Source organism: Nguyenibacter sp. L1, assembly GCF_035199985.1.
Lineage (GTDB): Bacteria > Pseudomonadota > Alphaproteobacteria > Acetobacterales > Acetobacteraceae > Gluconacetobacter > Gluconacetobacter vanlangensis.
The window spans coordinates 805,502-829,691 of the sequence record NZ_CP127015.1; the positions used below are offsets into that span (position 1 = coordinate 805,502).

The 24,190-nt window shown below is 67.1% G+C and carries 20 protein-coding genes; 10 read left to right on the top strand and 10 right to left on the bottom strand.

Annotation, left to right across the window (positions count from 1 at the left end; genetic code table 11):
- The first annotated feature begins 187 nt into the window (after window positions 1-187).
- Window positions 188-1,405 (top strand): acyltransferase, encoded by a 1,218-nt coding sequence (locus QN315_RS03570; protein ID WP_323991522.1) that lies wholly within the window; start codon window positions 188-190, stop codon window positions 1,403-1,405.
- Window positions 1,406-1,536: 131 nt separating this feature from the next.
- Here the strand turns inward: QN315_RS03570 and QN315_RS03575 are convergent, their stop codons facing one another.
- The 4 genes from QN315_RS03575 to QN315_RS03590 form a co-directional block, all read right to left on the bottom strand.
- The gene (locus QN315_RS03575) at window positions 1,537-2,727 is read right to left on the bottom strand and encodes a transglutaminase-like domain-containing protein (protein WP_323991523.1); all 1,191 of its coding nucleotides are present in this window, start codon (window positions 2,725-2,727) and stop codon (window positions 1,537-1,539) included.
- Between the two features lie 133 nt (window positions 2,728-2,860).
- The gene (locus QN315_RS03580) at window positions 2,861-4,315 is read right to left on the bottom strand and encodes a sodium:solute symporter family transporter (protein ID WP_323991524.1); all 1,455 of its coding nucleotides are present in this window, start codon (window positions 4,313-4,315) and stop codon (window positions 2,861-2,863) included.
- 49 nt (window positions 4,316-4,364) lie between these two features.
- Window positions 4,365-4,592 (bottom strand): DUF3311 domain-containing protein, encoded by a 228-nt coding sequence (locus QN315_RS03585; RefSeq protein WP_323991525.1) that lies wholly within the window; start codon window positions 4,590-4,592, stop codon window positions 4,365-4,367.
- Window positions 4,593-4,790: 198 nt separating this feature from the next.
- Window positions 4,791-5,789 (bottom strand): NAD-dependent epimerase/dehydratase family protein, encoded by a 999-nt coding sequence (locus QN315_RS03590; RefSeq protein WP_323991527.1) that lies wholly within the window; start codon window positions 5,787-5,789, stop codon window positions 4,791-4,793.
- Between the two features lie 271 nt (window positions 5,790-6,060).
- Here QN315_RS03590 and QN315_RS03595 point away from each other — a divergent pair, with 271 nt between their 5' ends.
- Window positions 6,061-6,930 (top strand): dimethylarginine dimethylaminohydrolase family protein, encoded by an 870-nt coding sequence (locus QN315_RS03595; protein ID WP_176640787.1) that lies wholly within the window; start codon window positions 6,061-6,063, stop codon window positions 6,928-6,930.
- Window positions 6,931-6,964: 34 nt separating this feature from the next.
- Here QN315_RS03595 and QN315_RS03600 read toward each other — a convergent pair whose 3' ends face one another.
- Window positions 6,965-7,303, bottom strand: a complete 339-nt coding sequence (locus QN315_RS03600; protein WP_176640788.1) for a hypothetical protein — start codon at window positions 7,301-7,303, stop codon at window positions 6,965-6,967.
- Window positions 7,304-7,550: 247 nt separating this feature from the next.
- Between QN315_RS03600 and QN315_RS03605 the strand changes: the two genes are divergently transcribed.
- The 3 genes from QN315_RS03605 to ade all read left to right on the top strand — a co-directional run bounded on the left by QN315_RS03605 (window position 7,551) and on the right by ade (window position 11,114).
- Window positions 7,551-7,958, top strand: a complete 408-nt coding sequence (locus tag QN315_RS03605; RefSeq protein ID WP_323991529.1) for a VOC family protein — start codon at window positions 7,551-7,553, stop codon at window positions 7,956-7,958.
- Window positions 7,959-8,034: 76 nt separating this feature from the next.
- Window positions 8,035-9,357, top strand: a complete 1,323-nt coding sequence (locus QN315_RS03610; RefSeq protein WP_323991531.1) for an MFS transporter — start codon at window positions 8,035-8,037, stop codon at window positions 9,355-9,357.
- Window positions 9,358-9,404: 47 nt separating this feature from the next.
- On the top strand, window positions 9,405-11,114 hold the full coding sequence (gene ade, locus QN315_RS03615) for an adenine deaminase (protein ID WP_323991532.1): 1,710 nt from the start codon (window positions 9,405-9,407) through the stop codon (window positions 11,112-11,114).
- A gap of 52 nt (window positions 11,115-11,166) precedes the next feature.
- Here the strand turns inward: ade and QN315_RS03620 are convergent, their stop codons facing one another.
- The gene (locus tag QN315_RS03620) at window positions 11,167-12,420 is read right to left on the bottom strand and encodes a cation:proton antiporter (protein WP_323991533.1); all 1,254 of its coding nucleotides are present in this window, start codon (window positions 12,418-12,420) and stop codon (window positions 11,167-11,169) included.
- A 230-nt stretch (window positions 12,421-12,650) separates the two neighbouring features.
- Between QN315_RS03620 and QN315_RS03625 the strand changes: the two genes are divergently transcribed.
- A complete protein-coding gene (locus tag QN315_RS03625) occupies window positions 12,651-14,009 on the top strand; it encodes a diguanylate cyclase (RefSeq protein ID WP_323991534.1) in 1,359 nt (452 codons plus the stop codon).
- Window positions 14,010-14,178: 169 nt separating this feature from the next.
- Here QN315_RS03625 and QN315_RS03630 read toward each other — a convergent pair whose 3' ends face one another.
- Window positions 14,179-15,108, bottom strand: a complete 930-nt coding sequence (locus QN315_RS03630; RefSeq protein ID WP_323991535.1) for an AraC family transcriptional regulator — start codon at window positions 15,106-15,108, stop codon at window positions 14,179-14,181.
- A gap of 170 nt (window positions 15,109-15,278) precedes the next feature.
- Here QN315_RS03630 and QN315_RS03635 point away from each other — a divergent pair, with 170 nt between their 5' ends.
- From QN315_RS03635 to QN315_RS03650, 4 genes are all read left to right on the top strand, one after another.
- Window positions 15,279-16,325 carry an aldo/keto reductase gene (locus QN315_RS03635; RefSeq protein WP_323991536.1) on the top strand — a complete coding sequence of 349 codons (1,047 nt, stop codon included), beginning with the start codon at window positions 15,279-15,281 and terminating at the stop codon, window positions 16,323-16,325.
- 83 nt (window positions 16,326-16,408) lie between these two features.
- On the top strand, window positions 16,409-17,467 hold the full coding sequence (locus tag QN315_RS03640; RefSeq protein ID WP_323991537.1) for an NAD(P)-dependent alcohol dehydrogenase: 1,059 nt from the start codon (window positions 16,409-16,411) through the stop codon (window positions 17,465-17,467).
- Between the two features lie 413 nt (window positions 17,468-17,880).
- The gene (locus tag QN315_RS03645; protein ID WP_323991538.1) at window positions 17,881-18,921 is read left to right on the top strand and encodes an acyltransferase; all 1,041 of its coding nucleotides are present in this window, start codon (window positions 17,881-17,883) and stop codon (window positions 18,919-18,921) included.
- A gap of 418 nt (window positions 18,922-19,339) precedes the next feature.
- Window positions 19,340-20,152, top strand: a complete 813-nt coding sequence (locus QN315_RS03650) for a 2OG-Fe(II) oxygenase (RefSeq protein WP_323991539.1) — start codon at window positions 19,340-19,342, stop codon at window positions 20,150-20,152.
- 177 nt (window positions 20,153-20,329) lie between these two features.
- Here the strand turns inward: QN315_RS03650 and QN315_RS03655 are convergent, their stop codons facing one another.
- The 3 genes from QN315_RS03655 to QN315_RS03665 form a co-directional block, all read right to left on the bottom strand.
- Window positions 20,330-21,850, bottom strand: coding sequence for a lipopolysaccharide biosynthesis protein (locus tag QN315_RS03655; RefSeq protein WP_323991540.1), 1,521 nt, complete (start codon window positions 21,848-21,850; stop codon window positions 20,330-20,332).
- 47 nt (window positions 21,851-21,897) lie between these two features.
- The gene (locus QN315_RS03660) at window positions 21,898-23,052 is read right to left on the bottom strand and encodes a glycosyltransferase family A protein (RefSeq protein WP_323991541.1); all 1,155 of its coding nucleotides are present in this window, start codon (window positions 23,050-23,052) and stop codon (window positions 21,898-21,900) included.
- Between the two features lie 76 nt (window positions 23,053-23,128).
- Window positions 23,129-24,190: a glycoside hydrolase family 5 protein gene (locus QN315_RS03665; RefSeq protein WP_323991542.1), complete on the bottom strand. Its 1,062-nt coding sequence runs from the start codon at window positions 24,188-24,190 to the stop codon at window positions 23,129-23,131.

Genomic DNA, 24,190 nt, shown 5'->3' on the forward strand with positions numbered 1-24,190 from the left:
CGAGATAAAACCTCAAAATAATCAAATAAAACCATGTGGTTGTGTTAAACAAAACATCATTCGGCGAGAATCGGAAGCACGGCCCGAGCGGCCTGCGCGTGACGGGTGCGTCGCCGGGTTCAACGGGTGATGGGCAAAGAGGCGGCTACCGCAGAATCGCGAAGCAGAATCGCGAAAAGGAAAGGTCATGAGACGTAGCATCGAACTCGACTCCTTGCGTGGCGTCGCGGCGCTGATCGTCCTTCTGTATCATTCGTGGGCCACGTTTCCGGACGCGGTGCATGCTGTTCCGCCGCTGCGAACGGCGGCGCAGTTTTTCAACCCGGCCTTTCTGCTTCGTGACACGCCGCTGCACCTGATGGTGTCGGGACCGGGTTGCGTGGCGCTGTTTTTCGTCCTGAGCGGCTTCGTGCTGTCCATCTCGCTGTCGAAATTCCAGAAAGGGTCCTATGGCCGGTATATCACGCGCCGGTTCTGCCGGATCTACCTGCCCTTCGCCGCCGCCGTGCTGATCTCGGCGATCGCGTACGGCTTCGTCCTGCCGCATCCGGTGCCGGAGGCCGTGGCCAGTTACTGGTTCTCTCACGATCAATGGTCGGAGAAGCCGACATGGGGGCTGATCCTGCAGCATCTGCTGATGGTGGGTACGCCGCGGGCCAACACGCTCGACCCGCCGATGTGGTCCCTGGTGGCGGAAATGCGGGTCTCGCTGATCTTTCCCTTGCTGTACCTGCTGATTTCCAGGTACCGCGTCATGGGCATGGCCGCCGTCATGCTGGCCTATTTCGCGGCGAGCGGCGTCATGACCGCGATCGGCGAGGGCGAGCCGAAATCCTTCGTCGCCAGCCTGTTCTTCACGATCGAATACCTGCCGCTGTTCGCGCTGGGCATCCTGCTTTACGAAACACGCGATACGCTCAGATCCATTTACGACCGCGTGCCGGCCGCCGTCCGGTGGGCCGTCCTGCTGCCGTGCGTGCTGTTGCTGGGCGTTCCGCATGTCGGGCCGGAGACGACCTTGACGATGGGCACGAAACTGTTCTGGCTCGTCTCGGTGGGCGCGGGGTCGGCGGCGGCCATGCTGATCGCGCTGCACAGCCGCGCCGCGTCGCGCATATTGTGCCTGAAGCCGCTGCAATGGCTGGGGCATATCTCATACAGTCTCTATCTGTTTCATATGCTGGTCCTGATGGCCATGGTGCATCTGTTCCATGAGAGTCTGCCGCTGACGACGATCCTGGCCTGTGTCATTCCGCTGAGCCTGCTGGCCGCCGGCCTGTCCTATTGGCTGATCGAGCGGCCGGCCATGACGCTGGGCTATTGGCTGACGCGGCGCCCGGTGGCGAAGGCGGCGCGGGACTGGCAGCAGGTGGGCACCGGGGAGACGGTCGGCGTTTCGCAGTGAGGCTGGGGAGAGGTTGAGGGCCCGGTAGACTGGAGCCCGGTAGACTGAGGGCATAGTAGACTGGGGGGCGCGGCCGGAGCCGTAGGCTTTCCTGCGCGGATATGGCTGCGGATATGGCTCCGGACAGGGCGTTACGCCACGGCGACGTGGTCCTTGTAGACCGACAGTCCGTCCTGATCGATCATGTCGATCTCGACGCCGTCGTCCTGGGTGGTTTGCAGGATACGCCAGACGGGCGGGATGGTAATGCCGATCGCGCCGGTGAAGGCGAGCGGCAGGCATTGGGTGATCATCCGCGTGTCGATCCGCGCGAAGAAATGGTCGCGCCAGGCGGAGTCCTGCCCGCCTTTCGAGAGGTCCCAGCTCATGAAATCGAAGGACGCCCAGCCCTGGCCGTCGAGCCAGATCTCGGCCCAGTAATGCAGGGTCGGCGAGCGACGATAGAGGAAATAGCCGCTGACCAGCCGGGCGGGAATGCCGCGCGCGCGGCACAGGCCGACGAGCAGCGCCGCGCCGAGCTGGCAATCGCAGCAGCGGACATCCAGCACCCAGTCGAGCGGGGCGTCGGCCGGGATCTGGTCGTAATGGACCGGGCCCGACAGGAACTGGTCGATCATATAGTCCCAGAACGCCTTGACCGCGACCGGCGGCGGCGCGTCGCCCGCCAGGTGCCGGGCCAGCGCCGCGACGGGATCGGTCAGCCTGATCAGCCCCTCGCCGGGGCGCAGATAGAGTTCGGGATCCGGCAATGCGGCATCGGCGGCGCGCGGCCGGAAGCGGATCCGCGCGCCGATATCGATTTCGGCCGCGTCCGATGGCGGCACCTGGACCTCGAGCCGGCCGTCGCGCAGGGAATGGGTGGCGCCGTCGGGCACCAGCGGGTCGAGCGCGAGGATCTCGCACCGGTCCTGCAGCGGCAGGGACAGCCTGAGCCGCCGGGTCCGGCCGGTCGGCGGCGTGTGGCGCAGGTTGAAGGTACGGCGCAGGGTGACGGTGATGTCGGGCCCGGGTTCCTCGGCAAGCGCGCCGACCAGCCGGCGGCTGGTGGCGACGTAGTGATCGTCCCAGAACGGGTCGTGCCCGTGCCAGCCGGCCGATTTCAGGTGGTGCACGACCTCGACCGGATCGAACAGGCGGCGGCCCGCGTCGTCGCGGCGCACGCCCAGGCCCGATGCCGCCCAGCGATCGAGCGCCTGCCGCGCCGTGGCCCGTGCCGCGTCCTGGTCGTCGACGAAGGCCGCGCCCAGCAGCACCAGCGCGTCCAGGACGCGATCTTCATCGACCGTCCTGTACCGGTCCTCGAAACGCAGGCGGGTTTGCATGCCTTGTCTCCAACGGGCCCCGGCGGCGGGGCGTTGCCTGGTGTCCGTGCCGGACCAGGGGATGCAACGGCCGAAATCCGGGCGGGTTCGCCGAGGCGGTTCGCCAAGGCAATTCGCAGGATGGGGCGCGGGTTCAGGTCCTGGTCGGGAGCGCGGCGCCGGCGGATGACGCGGGCAGGATGGGGTGGACCGGGCGTGCCGCCAGCACGCGGCTGCCGCCCCACAGGATGGCCGCGTTGGCGATGAGGCCGACCAGGCCGGGATTGATCCCGCCGAGATCGGCGCCGCCCATATAGAGCCCGACCGCCAGGCCGTCGCCCGCCACCAGGCCGGCGATCAGCGCGGCCGGGCTGATGGCGCGGGCGCGCAGGATGGCGAAAATTCCGGGCGCGGCCTGGGTGACCCCGAAATAATACATGGTGTTCAGCTTGACCATGACGCCCGAGGCATGGGCCGCGCTGACGATCGAGAACAGCAGATAGAGCGCGATCACCAGTTGCGCGCCGTAGCGCTGCTGCCGGTCGGACAGGCCGTGCAGGAGGTTATGCGAGACCAGCGGGCCGATCGCCAGGCACATCCCGGCGAGGACGACCAGCGCCGACAGCGCGCAGGCCGCCGCCACCAGCCCCTGGAGCCAGGCCGGCAGCAGGGCGTGCGAGACCGCCATGAAGGCGTCGTTGGGCGTGGACAGCGCCATGCCCGACCGGCGCGCATAGTCGGCGACCAGGTAGAGGAACGGGAACATCAGCATGTAGAGCGGCATGACGACCTGGTTGCGCCGGACGATGCGCCGCGAACGGCCGGTGAAGAGGAAGGCCACCGTCTGCGGCGCGACGCAGAAGCCGATCGCCTGCAACAGGATCGTGGACATGGCGAAGGCTTCGTCACGCGCGCCGGGGCGGATGTGGGCGATGTCGCCGGCCGCCGCGCCCCCTTGGAGCGTTACCTCCTGGAGCGGGACCTTGGGCAGGTGGCCCGAGGCCAGGAGTGCCGCCAGGCCCACCGCCAGCACCGCGACGATCATCATCACATCCTTGAGGATCGAGACATAGGCCGGGGCGCGGATGCCCGACAGCGCGACCCAGAAGAACGCGATGATCGCCGCCAGCGTGGTGAGCGCGATGGCCGGCACGTGCCAGCCGAACCCCTGCAGGACGGAGAGCAGGCCGATGAACTGGATGTCGCCGAACGGCAGCAGGAACAGGATCGCGTTCAGGGTCATCGCGATCTCGACGGCGCGGCTGCCGACATGGTGGCGGAACAGGTCGGCGATGGTGAGCGCGTTGTAGGTGCGCCCCGCCTGCCAGATCCAGGGATTGAGGAAATAGCCGACCGGGAAGGCCAGGACGATATAGCCGAGGAACCAGATGACGAAGGCGGTGCCGTGGCTGAAGGTTCCGGCGGGAAAGCCGAGCACGCTGCCGATGCTGTAGGTCTCGCCCACCGAGAGGAAGAACAGCAGGAGCCCGCCGAACTGCCCCGATGCGACGAAGAAATCCCGCGCGCCCTGGTGATGATGGCCGCGCCGGGAGAAGAGCGCGAGACAGACCGAGAGCAGGATCACGAGGCCGAAGGTCAGGGTTGCCATGCGGGGGCGTGTCTCCTGGAAAAATGGGACCCGGTCCCGTGGCGCGGCGTCAGTCCCGGTCGTCGATGTACCGGTCGTGGAGCAGCCAGACCAGCGCCATGCAGATCGTTGTGAGAACGAACCAACCATAGAGCCAGAACGTGACCACCGGGAAGCCCAGGATGGTGCCCGGGATCCGGTCCAGCAGCGGCAGGGCCAGGTCGACGGCGCAGAATGGAATTCCGAGCCCGATCGCGAGCCGCCAGCGTGGCGGAGCGGATGACGGGGGGTGGGTCATGGCGTGTCGTCCCCTTGTGGCGCCGAATCGGTGGCGGCGAACGGAGGCGGGTGCGTTGCCGCGAATCGCGATAATGTCTGCGATGAGCGCATCTGTCCGACCCTGTCCCCCAGTTTCTCCCACAGGATTGTCCCCATTTCTGTGGATAAATCCAGTTCGGGATGGAACCGGGGCGGGCTTCGATTCGCGCCCCGCGTTTCAGATATCGTACCAGTCGCGATACCATTCGACGAAGGCGTCGACGCCGGATTGCAGCGTCGTGGCGGGGCGAAAGCCCGTCAGGTGCTCCAGCATGGCGCAGTCGGCCCAGGTCGTGGGCACGTCGCCCGGCTGCATGGGCAGGTTGTTGCACAGGGCCGCGCGGCCGGTCGCCCGTTCGATGGCGCCGATGAAGTCGCGCAGCCCGACGGGCTGGCCGTTGCCGACATTCACCACCCGATAGGGCGCGACGGGGCTGGCGCCGCGCGCCGGCGCCGCGCCGCCATTGCCCGGCGGCCGCGGCAGCAGCCGGACCAGGGCTTCGACGATGTCGTCGATATAGGTGAAGTCGCGCGCCATGTCGCCGCCGTTATAGACGTCGATCGGCAGGCCCCCGAGGATGTTGCGGGTGAAGCGGAACAGCGCCATGTCCGGCCGCCCCCAGGGGCCGTAGACGGTGAAGAAGCGGCAGGCCGTCATCGGCAGATCGTGGAGATGGGCGTAGGAGTGCCCGATGTCCTCGCATGCTTTCTTGGTGGCGGCGTACAGGCTGAGCGGATGGTTGCAGGGCTGGTCCTCGGTGAAGGGGCAATCGGTGCCGGCGCCATAGACCGATGAGGTCGAGGCCAGGATGACATGCCGCACCGGCAGGGCCTTGACCGCGTTCAGCAGATTATGGGTGCCCACGACGTTGGCGCTGACATAGGCGGACGGGTTGTCCAGGCTGTAGCGCACCCCCGCCTGGGCGGCGAGATGGACGACGATGTCGGGCCGGGCCGCGCGGCATGCCGCATCCAGCCGGGCGTGATCTTCCAGCATGAATTCGTGGGCGGAAAATTCCGGATGGGCGGCGAGCCGGGCGTGGCGTGCGCGCTTCAGCGCCACGTCGTAATAGGGGGTCATGCCGTCGATGCCGGTGACCGCATGCCCGTCCGCCAGCAGGCGGCGTGCCAGGTGATAGCCGATGAAGCCCGCCGAGCCGGTCATGAGAATGTGCAACAAATCCCCCCTGCCGCCCGTCGCGGCCATCCGGCATCAGCCCGTAACCGGCGCCCCATACAGACCGCCCCATTACAGACCGGAGACGGCGATGAGAAGCCCCGCCGCGCGGGCGTGCGTCCCTGCCCGGTTCGGCGCGCGCGTTTACGATTGAGCGCGCGGCAAACTTTACTTGCGCGATCCGCTATCGGATGGCCGGCAAGGCGGGCCTATGATACCCGGCATTCGGGTTCGAGCCACCCGGGCACCTTCGGACGAGGAAAGCAGGAGCATGGACGCCACACGCTGGTTCATCGACAGCGAAACCGGATATCTGGAGGATGTCCTGCTGTGCCCGCCGACCTATTATAGCTGGATCCCCAGCAACGATATCGCGATCCTGAGCCTGGAGGACGGCCGCGGGGCCGACGCCGGCGCGGTGCAGGCGCAGTTCGGCGAACTGGTGGACGCGCTGCGCGGCGCGGACGTGGCGTGCCATTTCCTGACGCCGCAGCCCGGCCTGCCCTATCAAGTCTATACCCGCGACAGTTCGCAGACCACGCCGTTCGGCACCGTCGCCACCAACATGTACCGCGCGGAACGCAAGGGCGAGACGGCGGCGATCGAGGCGTTTTACGGCCCCGGGGGGATCTGGCGGACCGCCACGCGGGGGCATCTCGAGGGCGGCGACATCCATGTCATCAGCCCCGGCCTGCTGGCCGTGGGCGTGACCACCACCCGGACCGACCGGGCCGGCGCCGAGGAATTCACCGGCTGGTTCGACGCGGCGGGATGGCAGACGCGGATGATCCGGTTTTCGGATCATTTCCTGCATCTGGACGTCGTGTTTTCCATGGTCGCCGAGAAGCTGGCGCTGGTCGCCCCCGATGCGCTGGCCGATGCGGACCTGGACTGGTTCCGCGCGCAGGGCATCCGGCTGCTGCCGGTGAGCTACAAGGAGGCGATGCGCGACATGGCGTGCAACGTGCTGGCCCTGGGCGACGGGCGGGTGGTCAGCCCGCGCCATTCCACCCGGGTGAATGCGATGCTGCGCGCCGAGGGGCTGGTCGTCCTGGACCCGGAACTGGACCAGTTCTCGCAGGGGGGCGGCAGCGTCCATTGCATGACGATGCCGCTGCGGCGCCGGTCGCCGGCCGCCTGAAGGGCGGATGGCGCGCCCGTCCGCGAGGGGCGGGTCAGCCGCTTTCGCGGTCGGGGTGGCTTTCCACTTCGCGCAGCAGGTGGATATAGCGGCCGGTATCGAAGCGGGGCTTGACGAACATGCGCCGCACCGCGCGGATCCCGTTGGCGGTGAAATAGGCGCGTGGCGGCAAATCTCCCTCGACGACGCGCAGCAGGCCGCGGGCGACCAGGTCGCGGATCGAGGCCGGGATGCGCGGCTGGCCGCGGCGGGTGCCGCTTTTCCACACCGGCAGGATGATGCCGTCGGACAGCGACGGGTTATGTCCGGAATCGGTACCGAAGGACCAGCGGATGAACCGCTCCTCGGACCGGGTAAGTCCTGTATCACCCATAATGACTGGCTCGCGTTCTTGTTTTCTTAATTTTTTTCGCGTCAATCGGGCCGGGTGGCGGCCCAATCCTTACTTTACAGGACGGACCGGCGTCGGTTGCAAGTCATTCCGCACCGTCCGTCATCATTTCTTTGCGGATGTGAAGGCCGAGCCATGCGGAAATCGGTTGCGGCCGGGCTTGTGCCGCCCCCGTCCGGCGCGCGACGATCCCGCCCGGCCGATGAGCGGCCAGCGGGAGGAACCTGCCATGAAGATCAATGCCTATCTGTTCGGCTTCAACGGCAAGTGCCGTGAGGCGTTCACCTTTTACGCGGCCGCGCTGGGCGGCGAGATCACCCGGATGATCACCTTCGCCGACACGCCGATGGCCGAGACCATGCCGGCCGAAGCGCGCGACGCGATCTGCCATGCCGCGCTGGCGGTCGGCGAGCAGGTGCTGATGGGGTCGGATGGCATGCCGGGCAAGGACGTCGCCCCGGCCGGGTTCTCGATATCGGTCAGCGCCGACACGACGGAGGAGGCCGAGCGGATCTTCACCGCCCTGTCCGACGGGGCGACGGTGACGATGCCGCTGCAGAAGACGTTCTGGGCGCCGATCTTCGGCACGCTGACCGACCGGTACGGCGTGGCCTGGATGGTCGGGTGCGAGCCGTGACCCGTACGGACCCGTGACCGTGCGGGGCGGGGCGTGTATGGTCCCTGCCCCCTTCGCCCCGCACGGATGTCCGATCATGCATGTCGTTTCCGCCCCGCCCGCCGGCCGCCTGAGCTGGCGCGACGTCCGCACCCTGGCCCTGGCGGCCCTGGGCGGGGCGCTGGAATTCTATGATTTCGTGATCTTCGCCTATTTCGCGAAGATCATCGCCCAGCATTTCTTCCCCGTCGCCCAGCCCGACTGGCTGCGGCAGACCGAGACGTTCGGCCTGTTCGGCGCCGGCTATCTGGCCCGGCCGCTGGGCGGGGTGGTAATGGCGCATTTCGGCGACCGGCACGGGCGCAAGAAGATGTTCGCCTTCAGCGTGCTGCTGATGGCCGCGCCGACCCTGCTGATGGGCCTGCTGCCGGGTTTCGGCACGCTGGGCCTGGCCGCGCCGCTGGCGCTGCTGCTGCTGCGCATGGCGCAGGGGGCGGCGATCGGCGGCGAGGCGCCGGGGGGCTGGGTGTTCGTCGCCGAGCATGCCGGGGCGGGACGGACCGGGCTGGCCTGCGGCCTGCTGACCGGCGGGCTGACGGCGGGGATGCTGATCGGGTCGCTGGTGGCGCTGGGGCTGCATATGGCGCTGGCGCCGGCCGCCATCGCCGCCTGGGGCTGGCGCCTGCCCTTCATCCTGGGCGGGGTGTTCGGCCTGATCGCGATGATGCTGCGCCGCTGGCTGGAGGAGACGCCGGTCTTCGCCGAGATGCATGCGCGCGGCGCGCTGGCGCGGCAGACCCCGCTGGTCGTCGTGCTGCGCACCTGCCGGCGCGCCCTCATCCTGTCGGTGGTGGGGACCTGGGCGCTGACGGCGGCGATCGTGGTGCTGCTGCTGATGATGCCGTCGCTGCTGCAGAGCCTGCATGGATTTTCCGCCGCCAGCACCATGGATGCCAGCCTGGTCGCGACCCTGTCGATCACGCTGGCCGCCGTGGCGATCGGGGCGGCGACCGACCGCTGGGGCCTGCGGCCGGTCATCGTGCCGGTGGTCGGGCTGCTGATCGCGGGGGCGTGGGGGGTGTACTGCGTGGCGCCCGCGCATCCGGCCGGCTTTCTGCCGCTGGCCGCGCTGGCGGGAATCGGCGCCGGCTATGTCAGCCTGGTGCCGATCGCCATGGTGCGGGCCTTTCCGGCCGCGGTGCGGTTTTCGGGCCTGTCCTTCTCGTACAACGTGTCCTATGCCGTGTTCGGCGGGCTGACGCCGGCCTGTGTTTCGGCCCTGGTGGTGCATGACGCGCGCGCGCCGGCGCTGTATGTCGTGCTGGCCGCGCTGGCCGGCGGGGCCGCGCTGTGGGCCATGCCGGGAGAGGCGCGCCAGGCCGGACGCAACATGCTGATGTGGCGGCAGAAAGCCGGCTGACGCAATCGGTCGTGGACGGACGGCGCGCGGCTGTGGTTAAGAACGGCATGAACGCTGAATCGACCGACCCGATCGCCCGCCGGATCCGCCAGGGAAGCGGCCAGGAGCCGCCCGACCTGGTGATACGCGACGTGCGCCTGTTCGACCTGGTGACCGGGGCGCTGCTGCCGACCGACATCGCCATCTGCGGCGACACGATCGTGGGCACGCTGGACCGCTATGACGGCCCGGCCGTGATCGAGGGGCGCGGGCGGGTCGTGGTGCCCGGCTTCATCGACACGCATCTGCATATCGAATCCTCGCTGGTCACGCCGTTCGAGTTCGAGCGCTGCGTGCTGCCGCACGGGGTGACGACCGCCATCTGCGACCCGCACGAGATGGCCAATGTGCTGGGTGCCGCGGCGCTGCGCTATTTCCTGGAGGCCGCGACGCGCATGGTCATGGATTTGCGCGTCAACCTGTCGAGCTGCGTGCCGTCATCGGCGGTCGAGACGTCGGGCGCGGTGCTGGGCGCCGACGCGCTGGCCCCGTTCATGGACCATCCGAAGGTGATCGGCCTGGCGGAATTTATGAACATGCCGGGGGTGCTGAATTGCGAGGCGGACTGCCTGGACAAGCTGCGCGCCTTTGCCGGGCGGCATATCGACGGGCATGCGCCGCTGATGGGCGGCAAGGCGCTGAACGGCTATCTGTCCGCCGGCATTTCGACCGACCATGAGGCGACGCGTGCCGAGGAGGCCCTGGAGAAGATCCGCAAGGGCATGACGATCCTGATCCGCGAGGGGTCGGTGTGCAAGGACCTGGCGGCGCTGGCGCCGCTGCTGACCGTGGAGACTTCGCCGTTCCTGGCGTTCTGCACCGACGACCGCAATCCGCTGGAGATCGCGCATGAAGGGCATATCGATTTCCTGATCCGCAGCGCCATCGCCCGGGGCGTGGCGCCGCTGGCCGCCTATCGCGCCGCCAGCCTGACGGCGGCGCGGGCCTTCGGCCTGACGGATCGCGGCCTGCTGGCGCCGGGCAAGCGGGCCGACATCGTGTTTCTGGACGATCTGGAGGGCTGCCGCGTGTCGGAGGTGCTGGCCGGCGGCCGGCCTGTCGGGCCGGCGCTGGCGGGGCGGCGGACGATCGAGCCGCCCGGATACGGCAGCGTGCGGTTGCAGCGCCCCGTGACGGCGGAGGATTTCGTCGTGCCGGGCGCCGGCGCGGGACGGCCGGTGATGGGCATCGTGCCGGGCCAGATCATCACCGAATTCCTGACCATGGATTTGCCGGAGCGGGACGGCCAGGTGACGGCCGATCCGGCGCGGGACGTGGCCAAGGTGGCCGTGGTGGCGCGGCATGGGCTGAACGGCAATATCGGCCGGGGATTCGTGCGCGGGTTCGGGTTGCGGCGGGGGGCCCTGGCGTCGTCGGTCGGGCATGACGCGCATAATCTGTGCGTGGTCGGCACGGATGACGCGGACATGGCCGTCGCGATCAACCGCCTGGCCGCGATCGGCGGCGGGTTCGTCGTCGTGGTGGACGGCGCGGTCCAGGCGGAGCTGCAATTGCCGATCGCCGGGCTGATGAGCGATGCGCCGTTCGAGACGGTGCGTGCCGGGCTGGAAGCGTTGCGGGGCGCCACCCGCGCGATCGGGGTGACGCTGGAGGAGCCGTTCCTGCAACTGGCCTTTCTGCCGCTGCCGGTCGTGCCGCACCTGAAGATCACCGACCATGGGCTGGTCGATGTCCGGCGCATGGCGGTGATCGGGTAGCATCCCGGCCGCCGGGCGAACGTTTAGAGCGCCAGGGTCAGCGCACCGGGGTTCAGCGGGCGGTGGCCATGGCGCGCGATGCGGACGAGGCCGACGCGGGGCGCGGCCGGGGGGAGAGAAGGCGGAACATCGGGCCGGTCAGGGTGGTCGAGATGACCGCCAGCACCATCAGCGAGGCGAAGGCGAATTCGGAGATCATGCCCCGGCCGTGCAGGATGGTCGCGGCGACGATTTCCATCAGCCCCTTGCATTGCAGCAGCGCGCCGATGCCGAGCGCCTGGCGGCGGCTGAGCCCCGCCGCCGGCGGGAACAGATAGACGGCGCCGATCTTGGTCACGATGGAAATCGCCACCAGCGAGAGCGACGCGACGACCGACGGCCAGGTCAGGGCGTCGCCGTCGATATGCAGTCCGCTATGGCCGAAGAACATCGGGGCCAGCCAGATCAGCGAGAACGTGCCGACCCGTTCGACCGGCAGGCGGCGCACCCAGCTTGGCGGCATGATCGCCCCGGCGAAATAGGCGCCGATCAGTTCGTGCAGGCCCAGTTGCATGCTGGCCCAGGAGCCTGCGGCCAGATAGAGCGGCACCGCCAGCCAGATCAGCCACAAGGGCGGGTGCGCCAGGTTGCGGGTGGCCCAGCGCCCGGCCAGCGCCAGGCCGGCCAGCAGGGCGATCGCGACGAATTCCAGCCCGGTCCAGCCATGCAGGGCGGCCGCTCCCCGGGCGGCGAATTGCAGCGCGGCCAGGCCGATCCACAGCGCCGCGTCGTCGACCACCGCCAGCTTGAGCGCCAACTGGCCCAGCGGACGCTGGGCGGGGTGCAGTTCGCGGACGATGCCGATCAGGACCGGCAGGGCGCTGACGGCGATGCACAGCCCGATCGACATGGCGCCGACCCAGCCATTGCCGCGCGGCGCCTGCCAGCCATGCAGCGGCAGGAAGAATTGATGGACCAGCACGGCGCCCACCAGGAACGGCCCGCCCAGCGCGACCGCCGCCCCGCCCAGCAGGCGGCCGATCGAGGGTTGCGGCACGGCGATGCCCGCATGGCCCTCGCCGGGGTGCTGCCACATCTCGAGCCCGGCGGTGAAGGCCAGAACCAGCACGGCCACCCAGCCGATATCGTTGCCGTAGACCGACGGGATGCCCAGCCGCCCGACGGGGGCATGCAGCACCGCCAGGCAGATGCCGAGCAATATCGGCAGCACCGCGATTGGCACGGTTCTTTGCGTCAGGCGCCACAACAGCCACGGCGCAAGAACAAAAATCCCCGCATCAAGAATAAGCGCCGAAATGTTCGACATGATACACCCTTTATCGCTTATCGTGACGGTTCATCATATTGTAAAAAATCATATATGCAATTTTTTAAAAAATCACGTCGTCGATTCCGTCGGCGGACTGTCGGAAGAACGGGAAAGATGATGCATTTTGTATTTGATATTACTCTGTTTCGTACGTGATGGCCCGCGACGCCGCAGGCTGCCGCCCATTCCCCGGATCGCCGCATTCCCGCCTTCCTGCGGCCGGAAATATGCTAGAGGTTGGACATTCCGCCTCGGCGGATCTGTATCAATCCGGGTGCGGCGTGCGGCAGGATTTCAGCGACATCTTGGCCCTGGCGATCGAGGGCAGCGGCACCGGCGTCTGGGACCGCGACGTGGTGACCGGCGCGATCCGCTATTGCGACGGGTGGGTCGGCCTTCTGGGCTATCGCAGGGAGGAGATTTCGGACCGGATCGAGGATGCCTATGCCCGCGTGCATCCGGACGACCTGGCCTATGTCCAGGCGACGATGCGCGACCATTTCGCCGGGCTGACCCCGTCCTATGAGGTCGAGCATCGGCTGCGGTGCAGGGACGGCAGCTATAAATGGGTGCTGAGCCGCGGCCGGGTCATCAGCCGGGACGGCGACGGCCGGGCGTTGCGGATGGTGGGGACCACGACCGACATCACCGCCATGCGCGTCCTGGCCGAGCGGCTGCGGGCGAGCATGACCCTGTTGTCCAGCCTGACGGACCAGGTGCCGGGCCTGGTGTTCCAGTGCCGGCGGGCGCCGGACGGCACGGCCTGCGTCCCCTATGCCAGCGCGCGGATCACCGAGATCTATGAACTGACGCCCCAGCAGGTGGCGGAGAGCTGCCAGCCGGTGCATGCGCGCATCCATCCGGACGACCTGGACCTCTATCGCGCCACGCTGGCCGAAGCAGCCGAGCGGCTGACCCCGTGGCAATGCGTCTTTCGCGTGCTGCTGCCGCGCCAGGGGCTGCGCTGGCGGCAGGTGGATGCCCGGGCGACCCGGCTGCCCGACGGGGGCACGCTGTGGCACGGGCTGGTCGTCGACGTGACCGAGCGCAAGCGCGTCGAGCAGGAACTGCACGACCTGGCGCGGGTCGACCACCTGACCTGCCTGCCGAACCGCCGGGCCTTTACCGAGCGGATGGAGCGCGCCTGGCACGCGCTGGTCCGCGGCCGTGCCGGCGACGTCGCGGTATTGATGCTGGATATCGACCATTTCAAGTCGATCAACGACCGGCATGGCCATACGGCGGGCGATGCGGTGCTGCGACGCGTCGCAGCGACCATGCTGGCCGAACTGCGCCCCGGCGACCATGCCGGCCGCCTGGGCGGCGAGGAATTCGCGGTCGTGCTGCCCGACACCGGCCTGGCCCAGGCCCGCCAGGTCGCCGAGCGCCTGCGGCGCGCGCTGGCGGAGTGCCGGATCCCGGTGGCGGACGGCACGATGCGCCTGACCGTCAGCATCGGCCTGTCGGACATGCGGGCGACCGACTGCCGTTACGACGATGCCCTGGCGCGCGCCGACATGGCGCTGTACGCCGCCAAGGAGGCCGGGCGCAACAGGACCGGCGTTTCCGGCGAGCGGGTCGGATGAGGCGACGCATGACCAGGGCTCCGCCCTGGACCCGGCAGGGCCTGAGGCCCTGCACCCCAATCATTTGAAAAATTGGGTTTCCAAAGGGCGACTGCCCTTTGGTGGGTCAAGGGCAACGCCCTTGTCGGGCAGAACCCATGCGTCAGTCTTGCAGCCAGTCGGTATTAATCTATTGGGCGTAGGCGAGGCGGCCGGCGTCGCTTTCCGTCGCGCGGTCGCTTTCCGGCCCGCGCAGGCGGGCCGCGTCGCGGGCGGGCGGGATGCCGAACATGCGCCGATATTCCCGGCTGAACTGCGACGGGCTGTCATAGCCCACGACGAACCCGACGCCGGCGGCGTCCTGCCCGTCGGCGAGCAGCATGTGCCTGGCCGCCTGCAGCCGGATCCGGGTGCGGAACTGCAGCGGGCTCATCATCGTCACCGCCTTGAAATGCCGGTGGAAGGACGAGGGGCTCATGCCCGTTTCGGCGGCCAGGTCGCCGATGCTGAACGGTTCGGCGTAATGGTCGCGGATCCAGGCGATGGCGCGGCTGACCTGCGAGAGGCGGCTGTCGGCGCGGGCGGCCTGGCGCAGGGTGGCGCCCTGTTCGCCCTGGAGCAGGCGGTAGAGGATCTCGCGCTCGATCAGCGGGGCGAGGACGGGGATGTCGTCCGGGCGGTCCAGCAGCCCGACCAGCCGCGCCACCGGATCGAGCAGCGCATCGGTCACCGTGCTGACCGCCAGGCCGGGCATCGTGCCCGGATCCCGCAGGGCGTCGGGACTGTCCAGCAGCAGGGCGGCGATGCGCGTGGGGTCCAGCGCCAGGGTGAGCGCCAGGTAGGGGCGGTCGGCGCTGGCCTGGGTGACGCCGCCGGTGATCGGCAGTTCGACCGTCGTGATCAGGTAATGCCGCGCGTCATAGGCGAAGAGCCGCGGGCCCAGCACCACCTGCTTGCTGCCTTGCGCGATCAGGCAGAACGTAGGCTGATGCACGGATTGCACCGGCATGGTCGGCGCGTCCGCCCGCATCAGGCTGAGCCCCGGCACGGCGGTTTCGGTCCGGCTGTTCAGGCAATGCGCGGTGATGCGCCGGCGCAGATACTCGATCGATGGCCGCATGCGGATCCTCCCGGCCCCGAGATGTGGCGGCTGGCGGACGGTCTGGCAAGAGCGCCCGCGCCGTGAGGCGCCCGGCAGGATCGTGCAAGAACGTGACAGCATTCCCCATTCCGGCGGGACCGGCCCAAATGACATGATGCGCGCGGCATCTCGGCATCGGGGAGATAAGCATGCGCTATAATCCGCTGGGGCGAACCGGGCTGTTCGTTTCCGAATTATGCCTGGGCACCATGACGTTCGGCGGCGACCAGGGAATGTGGGGCCGGATCGGCGACCTGAGCCAGGCGCAGGCGGACGCGATGGTGGGATCGGCGATCGAGGCGGGGATCAATTTCATCGACACGGCGAATGTCTATTCGGCCGGGTTGTCGGAACGGATCACCGGCCAGGCGCTGCGCAATGTCGGCGTGCCGCGCGAGGAGATCGTGCTGGCGACCAAGGTCTATGGCCGGATCGGCACGGGACCGAACGGAGTGGGCGCGTCGCGGTCGCACATCCTGGACCAGGCGCGCGCCAGCCTGAAACGCCTGCAGACCGACCATATCGACCTGTACCAACTGCACGGCTTCGATCCGGCCACGCCGATCGAGGAGACGCTGGAAGCGATGGACGTGCTGGTCCGGGCAGGCGACGTCCGTTATGTCGGCGTGTCGAACTGGGCGGCGTGGCACATCGCCCGGGCGCTGGGGATCGCCGAACGGCGCAACCTGGCGCCGATCCGCTCGCTGCAAGCCTATTATACCCTCGCCGGGCGCGACCTGGAGCGCGAGATCGTGCCGATGCTGGCCGCCGAGCAGGTCGGGCTGCTGGTCTGGAGCCCGCTGGCCGGCGGGTTGCTGTCGGGCAAATATGACCGGGACGGCAATGCCCTGTCGGGCGAGGGACGGCGGGCCGGCTTCGATTTCCCGCCGGTGGACCGGCCGCGCGCCTTTGCGGTGATCGATGCGATGCGGCCCATCGCCGCGCGGCTGGAATGCAGCGTCGCCCAGGTGGCGATCGCGTGGCTGCTGCACCAGAAGGTGGTGACGAGCGTGATCATCGGCGCCCGCACGGAAGCGCAACTGGCGGACAATATCGGCGCGGCGGCGGTGACGCTGGACGCGGCGGACCTGCGGAGCCTGGATGCGGTCAGCGCGCTGCCGGCCGAATATCCGGGCTGGATGCTGGAGCGGCAAGGGGCCTATCGACAGGGTGACGGCCCCCCTGCCCGGTCCTGAAAGCCCGCATGGACGTCATGGACATCATGGACGTCCGTTCATTTCCATCAGACACTCTCAATCAACAGACGAGGACCGTTCCGATGTTCGCATGTACCGGCTATGCCGCCACTGCCGCCGAGGCGCGCCTGGCGCCGTTTTCCTTCACCCGCCGCGACGTCAGGCCCGACGACGTGCAAATCGAGATCCTGTATTGCGGGGTCTGTCATTCGGACCTGCATCAGGCGCGCAACGAGTGGCACAATACGGTCTATCCCTGCGTGCCGGGCCACGAGATCGTCGGCCGGGTGGTCGAGACGGGCGGCAACGTCACCCGTTTTCGCGCCGGCGATCTGGTGGGGGTGGGCTGCCTGGTCGATTCCTGCCGCGAATGCCGGAATTGCCGCGACGGGCTGGAACAATATTGCGAGGTCGGGTTTGTCGGCACCTATAACGGCCGCGACCGGCAGGATGGCAGCATCACCTATGGCGGCTATTCGTCGGCCGTCGTCGTCGACCAGTCCTTCGTGCTGAAGGTGCCCGGGAACCTGGATCCGGCGGCGGTGGCGCCGCTGCTGTGCGCGGGGATTACCACCTATTCGCCGCTGCGCCACTGGAAGGTGGGGCCCGGGCAGCGCGTGGGCATCGTCGGGCTGGGCGGGCTGGGCCATATGGGGGTGAAGTTCGCCCGGGCCTTCGGCGCCGAGGTCGTGCTGTTCACCACCTCGGCCAGCAAGGTCGAGGACGGGCTGCGCCTGGGGGCGCACGAGGTCGTGCTGTCGCGCGATGCCGACGCCATGGCGCGCGAGGCGGGACGGTTCGATTTCATCCTGGATGCCGTGGCGGCGGATCACGACATCAATGCCTATCTGAACCTGCTGAAGCGCGACGGCACGCTGGTGCAGGTGGGCGCACCGGAAGAGAAGCTGCCGATCGCGGCCTTCAGCCTGATCCTGAAGCGGCGCAGTTTCGCGGGCTCGCTGATCGGCGGCATTCCCGAGACGCAGGAGATGCTGGATTTCTGCGGCACGCATGGAATCACCGCCGATATCGAGATGATCCGCATGGATGAGATCGAGGATGCCTATGCGCGGATGCTGCGCTCGGACGTGAAATATCGCTTCGTCATCGACATGGCGACATTGCAGCCCACGGCCGGCTGATCGGGCGGACGCGATCCGCCCGCCCCGGAGCGGATCGCGACGCGCGACGCGCCCGTTACCGGGCGGGGAAAGGACGGTCATCCGGCGCCGTGCCGCCGGATGATCCCCCCCCCTGCCCCGCCCAATCCTGACCTGCCCTGTCCTGGCCTGCCCTGTCCTGCCGGGTGAATAGGCAAAAATCCGTTATCCGCGCCGTTTCGTTGCGGAGCGCATTCACGCGACGAGCGTGGATCCGCCTTGTCGCGGGCCGCGCCGGCATGGGCCGGGAGCCGAAAAAGCGAGGCGGCGTCGTGGGACGACGACAAAAAAACATGGACACGGCCCGCCGGCCATCGTTACGGTTCTGTCCAAATCCGGACATGGTGGGATATGCGCGCATGCCGTCAAGCATAAGGCGAGACCGCAAGGTCATAATGTCCCTTCAATACCTCCGTGCGCTTGCGGCCGTGGGGGTCGTGCTGTTTCACCAGTTCCAGAGCGTATCGCCGATCTTTACCGTAGGAAGATACGGGGTCGGCCTGTTCTTCGTCATCAGCGGTATCATCATGGTGTCGCTGACCGAAGGACGATCGATCAGGCCGTTGAATTTTTTCGTCGACCGCCTGACGCGCGTGGCGCCGATGTATTGGCTTGCGACGTTCGTCACGTCGGTCCTGGCCGCCGTCGGGATCTATATGCCGTCCACCTATTCCCACGGGGTGGTGCATCTTATCCTGTCGTGCCTGTTCATTCCCGCGCTTAACGAACACGGCGTCATGATGCCGACGCTATTTATCGGCTGGACGCTGAATTACGAGATGTTTTTCTATCTCGTCTTCGGCATCCTGCTGGCGGTCCGCAGCAGTTACCGGTTGGTCCTGCTGTCGGCCGTCTTTCTGGCATTGGCGTCACTTGGGGCGTCATTTGGGGCGATGCTGCCGCAGGGCGTCGATGCCGTTCATTTCTATACCAGCCCCTATCTGCTGGAATTTCTGGCGGGGTGCTGTCTCGGATCGATATTCGGGATCAGCCTGACGAAATTTCGGCCCTGGCCGGCGCTTGGCCTGGTCATGGCCGTTATCGGCGTCATGGGCTGCCTGGGATTCGTCTTTCCCCTTCTTGTCAGCGGCACGGCGACGGTTCTGCTGGTTGCCGCGCTGATGTGGGCCGAACGCTGCGGTTATATGCCGACCCTGCCATTCGTGCTGATGCTTGGGAATGCGTCGTATTCCATCTATCTTTTCCAGCAGGTCGCATTCGACACGGTCCAGGCGGTTCTGCGGCTGCTGCATTATCGGCCGGGCCTCCATACCGTTCCCACCAAATGCCTTGCCGTTTTCCTGGCGATTGCCCTGGGTGTCGCGATCTATCGGTTTGTCGAAGTTCCCCTTACGAAGAGGATCCGCAAGGCGATCGATTCCTGGCAGGGCATGGCGGAGTCCTCGCGCAAGGCTGCGGCAACCGCGCGGGTATGAAGACCGTTTGGGGGTAGAGAATCATTCGACCCCGGATACGTATCGGTGATGCGTCGATGATGCATCGGGGGTGCCCGGAAGCCCGTCCGGAAAGCGCAGGTGAGACGAAGTGTGAAAAATGCTTGTCTTGTGAGACATTTTATTGCAAACCTTTGTGAGATGTCAATATAATGTCTCATACGATCCGAGTGGACAAGCAGAGGCGAGACGCGTCCGTGTCGACGTGACTGGTCCCGATCACCCGCTGTTCGGGTGCAACGATTGAAGGCCTGGCCGGCTTGGATGTCATCGCGTCAGCGTATTTCAGGCATGGCCGCTTCTTTTTCAAATGGTGAATGGCGGCATGGAGTTTACGAAAGAGAATACGCGGCTCTCCCCGGCACTTCCCTCCGTTGCGCTTTCAGTCCCAAGTCTGGCATTGGGTGCGCCTGTCGAACAATTGAGGGCGCGTTATCTCGCGGCCCGTCCGTTTCCGCACCTGGTCATCGACCAGTTATTTCCCGCGGAATGGCTGCACGCGATATTGGAAGAATATCGCACATGCGATGACCTGACATGGAAATCCTATGATACGGCGCTGCAGAAGAAGAAGGGGACGGCCCCCGATTCCGACCTGCCGCCCGTCATGCGGGCTTATTTCGACTTTCTGCAATCGGCTCCGTTTCTGCGGCTGCTGAGCGAGGTGACGGGCATTGCGAATCTTCTGCCTGATCCCAGCCTGTATGGCGGCGGGCTGCATGTCGTCTCGGGGGGCGGGCATTTCGACCTGCATGTCGATTTTCAGAAACATCCCACGACGGGGTTATGCAACCGGCTGGTCGTGATTACGTATCTGAACGAGGGATGGGAAGCCGCCTATGGCGGGAATCTGGAATTATGGGCCATGAAGCCCTCGGTTCGCCAGGTCGAGATCGTGCCCTGTTTCGGACGGACGGTCCTGATGAGCCAGTCCGCGATCGCGGCGCACGGGCACCCGAGTCCGATCAGGGCCGGCATGGAACGCAAATCGGTCATCGCGTATTTCTACACCGGCGGCAAGTCGGGCGGCACGCTGGCCCGATCGTCCAGAAGCACGACGGTTTATGTGCGGCGCCCCGGCCGGACATTGAGCGCACGCCTGCAGGTGCTGCTGCATGACGCGCTGCCGTCGCCGGGTGTGCGGGCCCTGCAGAAAATCCGTCATGTGGTGCGCAATCGGTGGAAATCCGCCATGGCCAGGCAATCGCAATAACCGGCAGGTTGCCGAAATACCGGTTCCGGGTCAGGCCCCGTTCAAACTGAACCGTTTGAACGGGGGGAGTGACCGGCCGTCCCGCGGTTTCTTTTTCGGGGCTCTGCCCCGAACCCCGCCAAAGGCGGTGCCTTTGGAAACCGCTTATTTATCAATGGGGTGGGGCGAGGTCGTCCTTTATCCGTTCGATGCCGCGGCGACCCTGAGGCGCGGGAATTTCCCCAACATGCCGCCGAATCGCTGGGCAAGCTGGTCGAAGACATCGCGGCAGAGCAGGAAAAGAAGAACCGGATAGAGGCAGCACCCCACGCCCCCGATCACGATGATCCGCGACAGGTCATAGGCGCGGATGACCGGGAGAAAGGATGCGAGATAGCCGCCGCCTATGGCCACCGCCGACAGGACGAACGGCATGATGTAGAGTTCCAGCACCCGTGGGACGGCGACGCCGCAGCGCCGCAGGATCAACAGCGAGCACAGCGGCGGATAGGTGAAATAATACAGCCCCACCGCGATGGCGACGCCGAAGGCGCTGTCGGCCAGACCGCCGACGATCGCCATGCCGAAGAAAAGCGGGAGCGAAATGGCGGCGAACATCAGGCCCAGGCGGAATTCGCGCCGGGCGCTGAGCAGCGATCCGGTGATCCATGACACTGCGTCGAAGGGCAGGCCCATGCTGAGGATCTGGATATAGGGCACGGCGGCACTCCATCTGGTGCCGAACAGGAAATGCAGCCCGGGCCCCGCGAGCGCGGCCTGGAGGAAGCAGAACGGCACCACGATATAGGCGAGCAGGCGGCAGGCCTTCAGCGCGGCTTCGGTCTGGCGGGCGGGATCGCCGCGCAACTGGGCAAATGCCGGCAGGAGGACATTGATGAAATTTCCGGCCAGCATGCGGACCGGCTGCGCGGAGAAGCGAAAGGCGAAGAAATACAGCCCCACCACCGAATGCGACGCGATTAGCCCGAGAACGATATAATCGCCCTGATTGACGATTTCGATGATCGTGCGGGTTGCGAATACGGTCGTGCTGCTGCCGAGGATATAGCGCACCTGCACCTTGCGGAAGGTGCGGGCGATGCGCGGCGGCGCCTTCCACCAGAACAGACCGGCCTTGATGACCGCGAGGACCGGGATCGGGATTGCGAAACTGTAGGCGCCGCATCCCAGCCAGGCCAGAAAGATCGTTCCGAGCTGGAGGGCGAAGATTTCGAACGTGTTATAGGCGGCGAGGAAGCGGAAATTCATGTCCGCGCGGATCCGTACCGACGGAACGGTCGCCAGCGTCTTGATCGGCGTCGCGATCGCCAGCGCCGAGATCAGCCCGACCAGTTCGGGCGAATGGTACCAGGCGGCGGCGAACGGGGCGGCGACCAGCATGCCCGCCATCCCCAGCGTTCCCAGCGACAGGCAGATCCAGAATGCCGGCGCGGACCACAGGGTCATGGCCTTCTGACGCTGCAGCAGGACGTCGTCGACGCCGAAACTGACCAGGGCGTTCGCGATGCCGAAGACCGTGTAGGCCAGGCCGATCACGCCGAAATCGGCGGGGGTCAGCAGCCAGGCGAGCGCCAATTGCGAGACGAAGCCGATGCCCCGCGCCGCGAGGCTTTGAATCATCAGCCATAGGACGCCGCTGGTTGCGGCCCGGCCCAACCCGCCGGCCCGGATCGTCCGCCCGTGCTCCTGCCCCGCCATTGCCGTGCCTCCCCCCTTCATGCGCGCTTGCGCGATATGTCCGTCCGTCAGGCCGGCTGAGCGCGGCCCGCCGCTTTCTTGACCCGGTTGCGCAATGAATCGGGCAGCGCCAGCCGGAAGGAGATCCGTCCGAGCAATGCCGGATAGCGCCCGGGCGAAACCAGTTTCAACGCATCCCCGACGCGGCCGCGGATGGCCAGCCGGGTTGCCGTTCCCAGCAGGTGATCGGCGATTTCCGCACGGTTTTCCGCCGGAAGACCCGCTGCCGCCGCGCGCAGGGCATCGCGGATGAAAAGACAATCCGCGGCCTCGAGCTCATAGGGGCGGTAGAAGGCCAGCGTCACCAGCTTCATGCCCATTGCCAGGGCCAGCCAGGTGCTCTCGTGGTCCGTCAGCGCCGGAGCGGCCGCCCTGTGGAAATCCTGGAGCGAGACGGCCGAGGCATATCGGTGGGCGTCGGCGATGATGCCGTCGAGATCGGGCTGCCCCGCGCGGCGGCGGCGGGCCGAAAGCGCCGCGATCTGCGACCAGAAGGCCAGAGACCGTCCGTTGCGGATCGAGGCGCTGGAAATGCTGGCGGCGTGGACGCGGTAATTCCCGAAATTTTCGTCGATATTGCGCAGGGTCCCGATTTCGGACAGACGCCAGTAGAGGTCGCTGTCCTCGGCGACGACCAGCGGACGATAGCCGCCGACCCGATCGAACGCGGCGCGGCGGATCAGCAGAAAAGGCGCCGGCAGGTAGGGTTCGCGCGCCGGGACCCAGGCCGGGTCGGCCCGATCCACCCGCGCCAGGCGCACGCGCCCCCCCGTCGGCCGCCCCTGGGCGTCCATATGGCCGCCCGAGCCCGACAGCGCCACGCAGTCCGGCTGTTCCGCCATGTGGCGGAGCTGGCGTTCGAGCCGGTCGGGGGCGGCCATGTCGTCCGCGTCGAGCCGGGCGAGGAAAGGCGCCGAACAGGCCGCCATGCCGCGCGTCAACGCAGCGACGATCCCGCCGTTCGGCTGGGTGAGGACGACGACCCGCGGATCCTCGGCCGCCAGTTCCGCCAGAATGCGGCCCGTTCCGTCGCGCGAGCCGTCATCGACCACCACGATCCGGATATCGGAGCGCGTCTGGTTGCGCAGGCTGTCGACCGCCTGGCGGATGGTGGCCTCGGCATTGTAGGCGGGCATCAGGATATCGACGATCGGTTCGGACATGACTTTGCCCCCCAGATTTTAGCCTCAAGAGTTTGGGTCCATGATTTCGAGTCCATGATTTCGGGCCCGGTGTCCGCTACCGTATCGTCCGGTCCTGGCCCCGCGGCAGGTAGGCGTCGAGCACCGTCATCTGGGGGCGATCCTGCCCGGTCTTGGTCGGTTCCAGCGTGTACATGTACTCCCCCCACAGGGGACCGGCCGCCCAATAGGTCCAGCCCAGCCATACGGAGCGGTTGTCGCGCAGATAGGCGGCGATCCGGTCGAGGTCCTGCAGGCACTGATCGTTCCGTCCGACCCCGAACTCGCCGAGGAATCCCTTGTGGTGCGTGGCCTTGAGCCAATCGGTGAAGGAGGCCAGGCGGCCGACCGCCTGATCGGCGGGGATGCAGTCCGGACTGCGGCCCGAGCTGTCCTGGTCGAAATATTCATGGACCTCGAAGAGCATGTTGTGCGCGGGATCGCGCAGCCTTTCGGCGACCGGCCCGAACAGGCCGGCGAAGCCATGCGCGGCGTCCCAATTGACGGACGATACCAGGACGGGATTCCTGGCGCCCGACTGCCGGGCGCCCAGGATCGCCTGCTGGGCGATGTCCCCCCAATCCTGCGCCGAACTCTGCTGCGGTTCATTCATCAGGCCGAACCAGACATAGGGCCGGTCGCGGAACGCGGCGCCCAGGCGGGTCCATAAATCCCGGAAATCGGCGGCGGATACGCTGTCGCCGCCGATCAGCGTGCCCCGGTAGCGGCCATAATCATGGATATCGAGAATGACCGTCCCGCCGACCGCGTGCACCTGGCTTATGAAATTATCGATCCGCCCCAGATAGGCGGCGTCCAGGGGCGTGCGCAATGCGGGTTGCAGCCGTTCCCACAGCACCGACAGGCGGAAGATGTTCATGCCCTTGTCGTGGAAATAGGTGATCTCGGCCGGTTTCGGGAAAAGATAATCATACCCGTAGCGGCCGGGAATCTTGTTGGACGAATAGGCCGCCCCCGCCAGATTGACCCCCCTGTAATCCTGGGCCCGGGCGGAAGCCGGCATTTCGGCGATAACCAGGGTTGGGACCAGGGTTGGAACCAGGGTTGGGACCAGTGTCGAGGCCAGGGTAAGGGCCAGGGCGGCGGAACGCGTCAACAT

Excerpts from the sequence above, each read along its gene's own strand:
- QN315_RS03630 (WP_323991535.1), bottom strand. The coding sequence starts at position 15,108 with ATGCGGCCATCGATCGAGTATCTGCGCCGGCGCATCACCGCGCATTGC.
- QN315_RS03585 (WP_323991525.1), bottom strand. The coding sequence starts at position 4,592 with ATGACCCACCCCCCGTCATCCGCTCCGCCACGCTGGCGGCTCGCGATC.
- QN315_RS03645 (WP_323991538.1), top strand. The coding sequence starts at position 17,881 with ATGTCCCTTCAATACCTCCGTGCGCTTGCGGCCGTGGGGGTCGTGCTG.
- QN315_RS03625 (WP_323991534.1), top strand. The coding sequence starts at position 12,651 with ATGCTAGAGGTTGGACATTCCGCCTCGGCGGATCTGTATCAATCCGGG.
- QN315_RS03570 (WP_323991522.1), top strand. The coding sequence starts at position 188 with ATGAGACGTAGCATCGAACTCGACTCCTTGCGTGGCGTCGCGGCGCTG.
- QN315_RS03605 (WP_323991529.1), top strand. The coding sequence starts at position 7,551 with ATGAAGATCAATGCCTATCTGTTCGGCTTCAACGGCAAGTGCCGTGAG.
- QN315_RS03580 (WP_323991524.1), bottom strand. The coding sequence starts at position 4,315 with ATGGCAACCCTGACCTTCGGCCTCGTGATCCTGCTCTCGGTCTGTCTC.
- QN315_RS03575 (WP_323991523.1), bottom strand. The coding sequence starts at position 2,727 with ATGCAAACCCGCCTGCGTTTCGAGGACCGGTACAGGACGGTCGATGAA.
- QN315_RS03635 (WP_323991536.1), top strand. The coding sequence starts at position 15,279 with ATGCGCTATAATCCGCTGGGGCGAACCGGGCTGTTCGTTTCCGAATTA.
- QN315_RS03640 (WP_323991537.1), top strand. The coding sequence starts at position 16,409 with ATGTTCGCATGTACCGGCTATGCCGCCACTGCCGCCGAGGCGCGCCTG.
- ade (WP_323991532.1), top strand. The coding sequence starts at position 9,405 with ATGAACGCTGAATCGACCGACCCGATCGCCCGCCGGATCCGCCAGGGA.
- QN315_RS03610 (WP_323991531.1), top strand. The coding sequence starts at position 8,035 with ATGCATGTCGTTTCCGCCCCGCCCGCCGGCCGCCTGAGCTGGCGCGAC.
- QN315_RS03660 (WP_323991541.1), bottom strand. The coding sequence starts at position 23,052 with ATGTCCGAACCGATCGTCGATATCCTGATGCCCGCCTACAATGCCGAG.
- QN315_RS03665 (WP_323991542.1), bottom strand. The coding sequence starts at position 24,190 with ATGTTGACGCGTTCCGCCGCCCTGGCCCTTACCCTGGCCTCGACACTG.
- QN315_RS03595 (WP_176640787.1), top strand. The coding sequence starts at position 6,061 with ATGGACGCCACACGCTGGTTCATCGACAGCGAAACCGGATATCTGGAG.
- QN315_RS03620 (WP_323991533.1), bottom strand. The coding sequence starts at position 12,420 with ATGTCGAACATTTCGGCGCTTATTCTTGATGCGGGGATTTTTGTTCTT.
- QN315_RS03655 (WP_323991540.1), bottom strand. The coding sequence starts at position 21,850 with ATGGCGGGGCAGGAGCACGGGCGGACGATCCGGGCCGGCGGGTTGGGC.
- QN315_RS03600 (WP_176640788.1), bottom strand. The coding sequence starts at position 7,303 with ATGGGTGATACAGGACTTACCCGGTCCGAGGAGCGGTTCATCCGCTGG.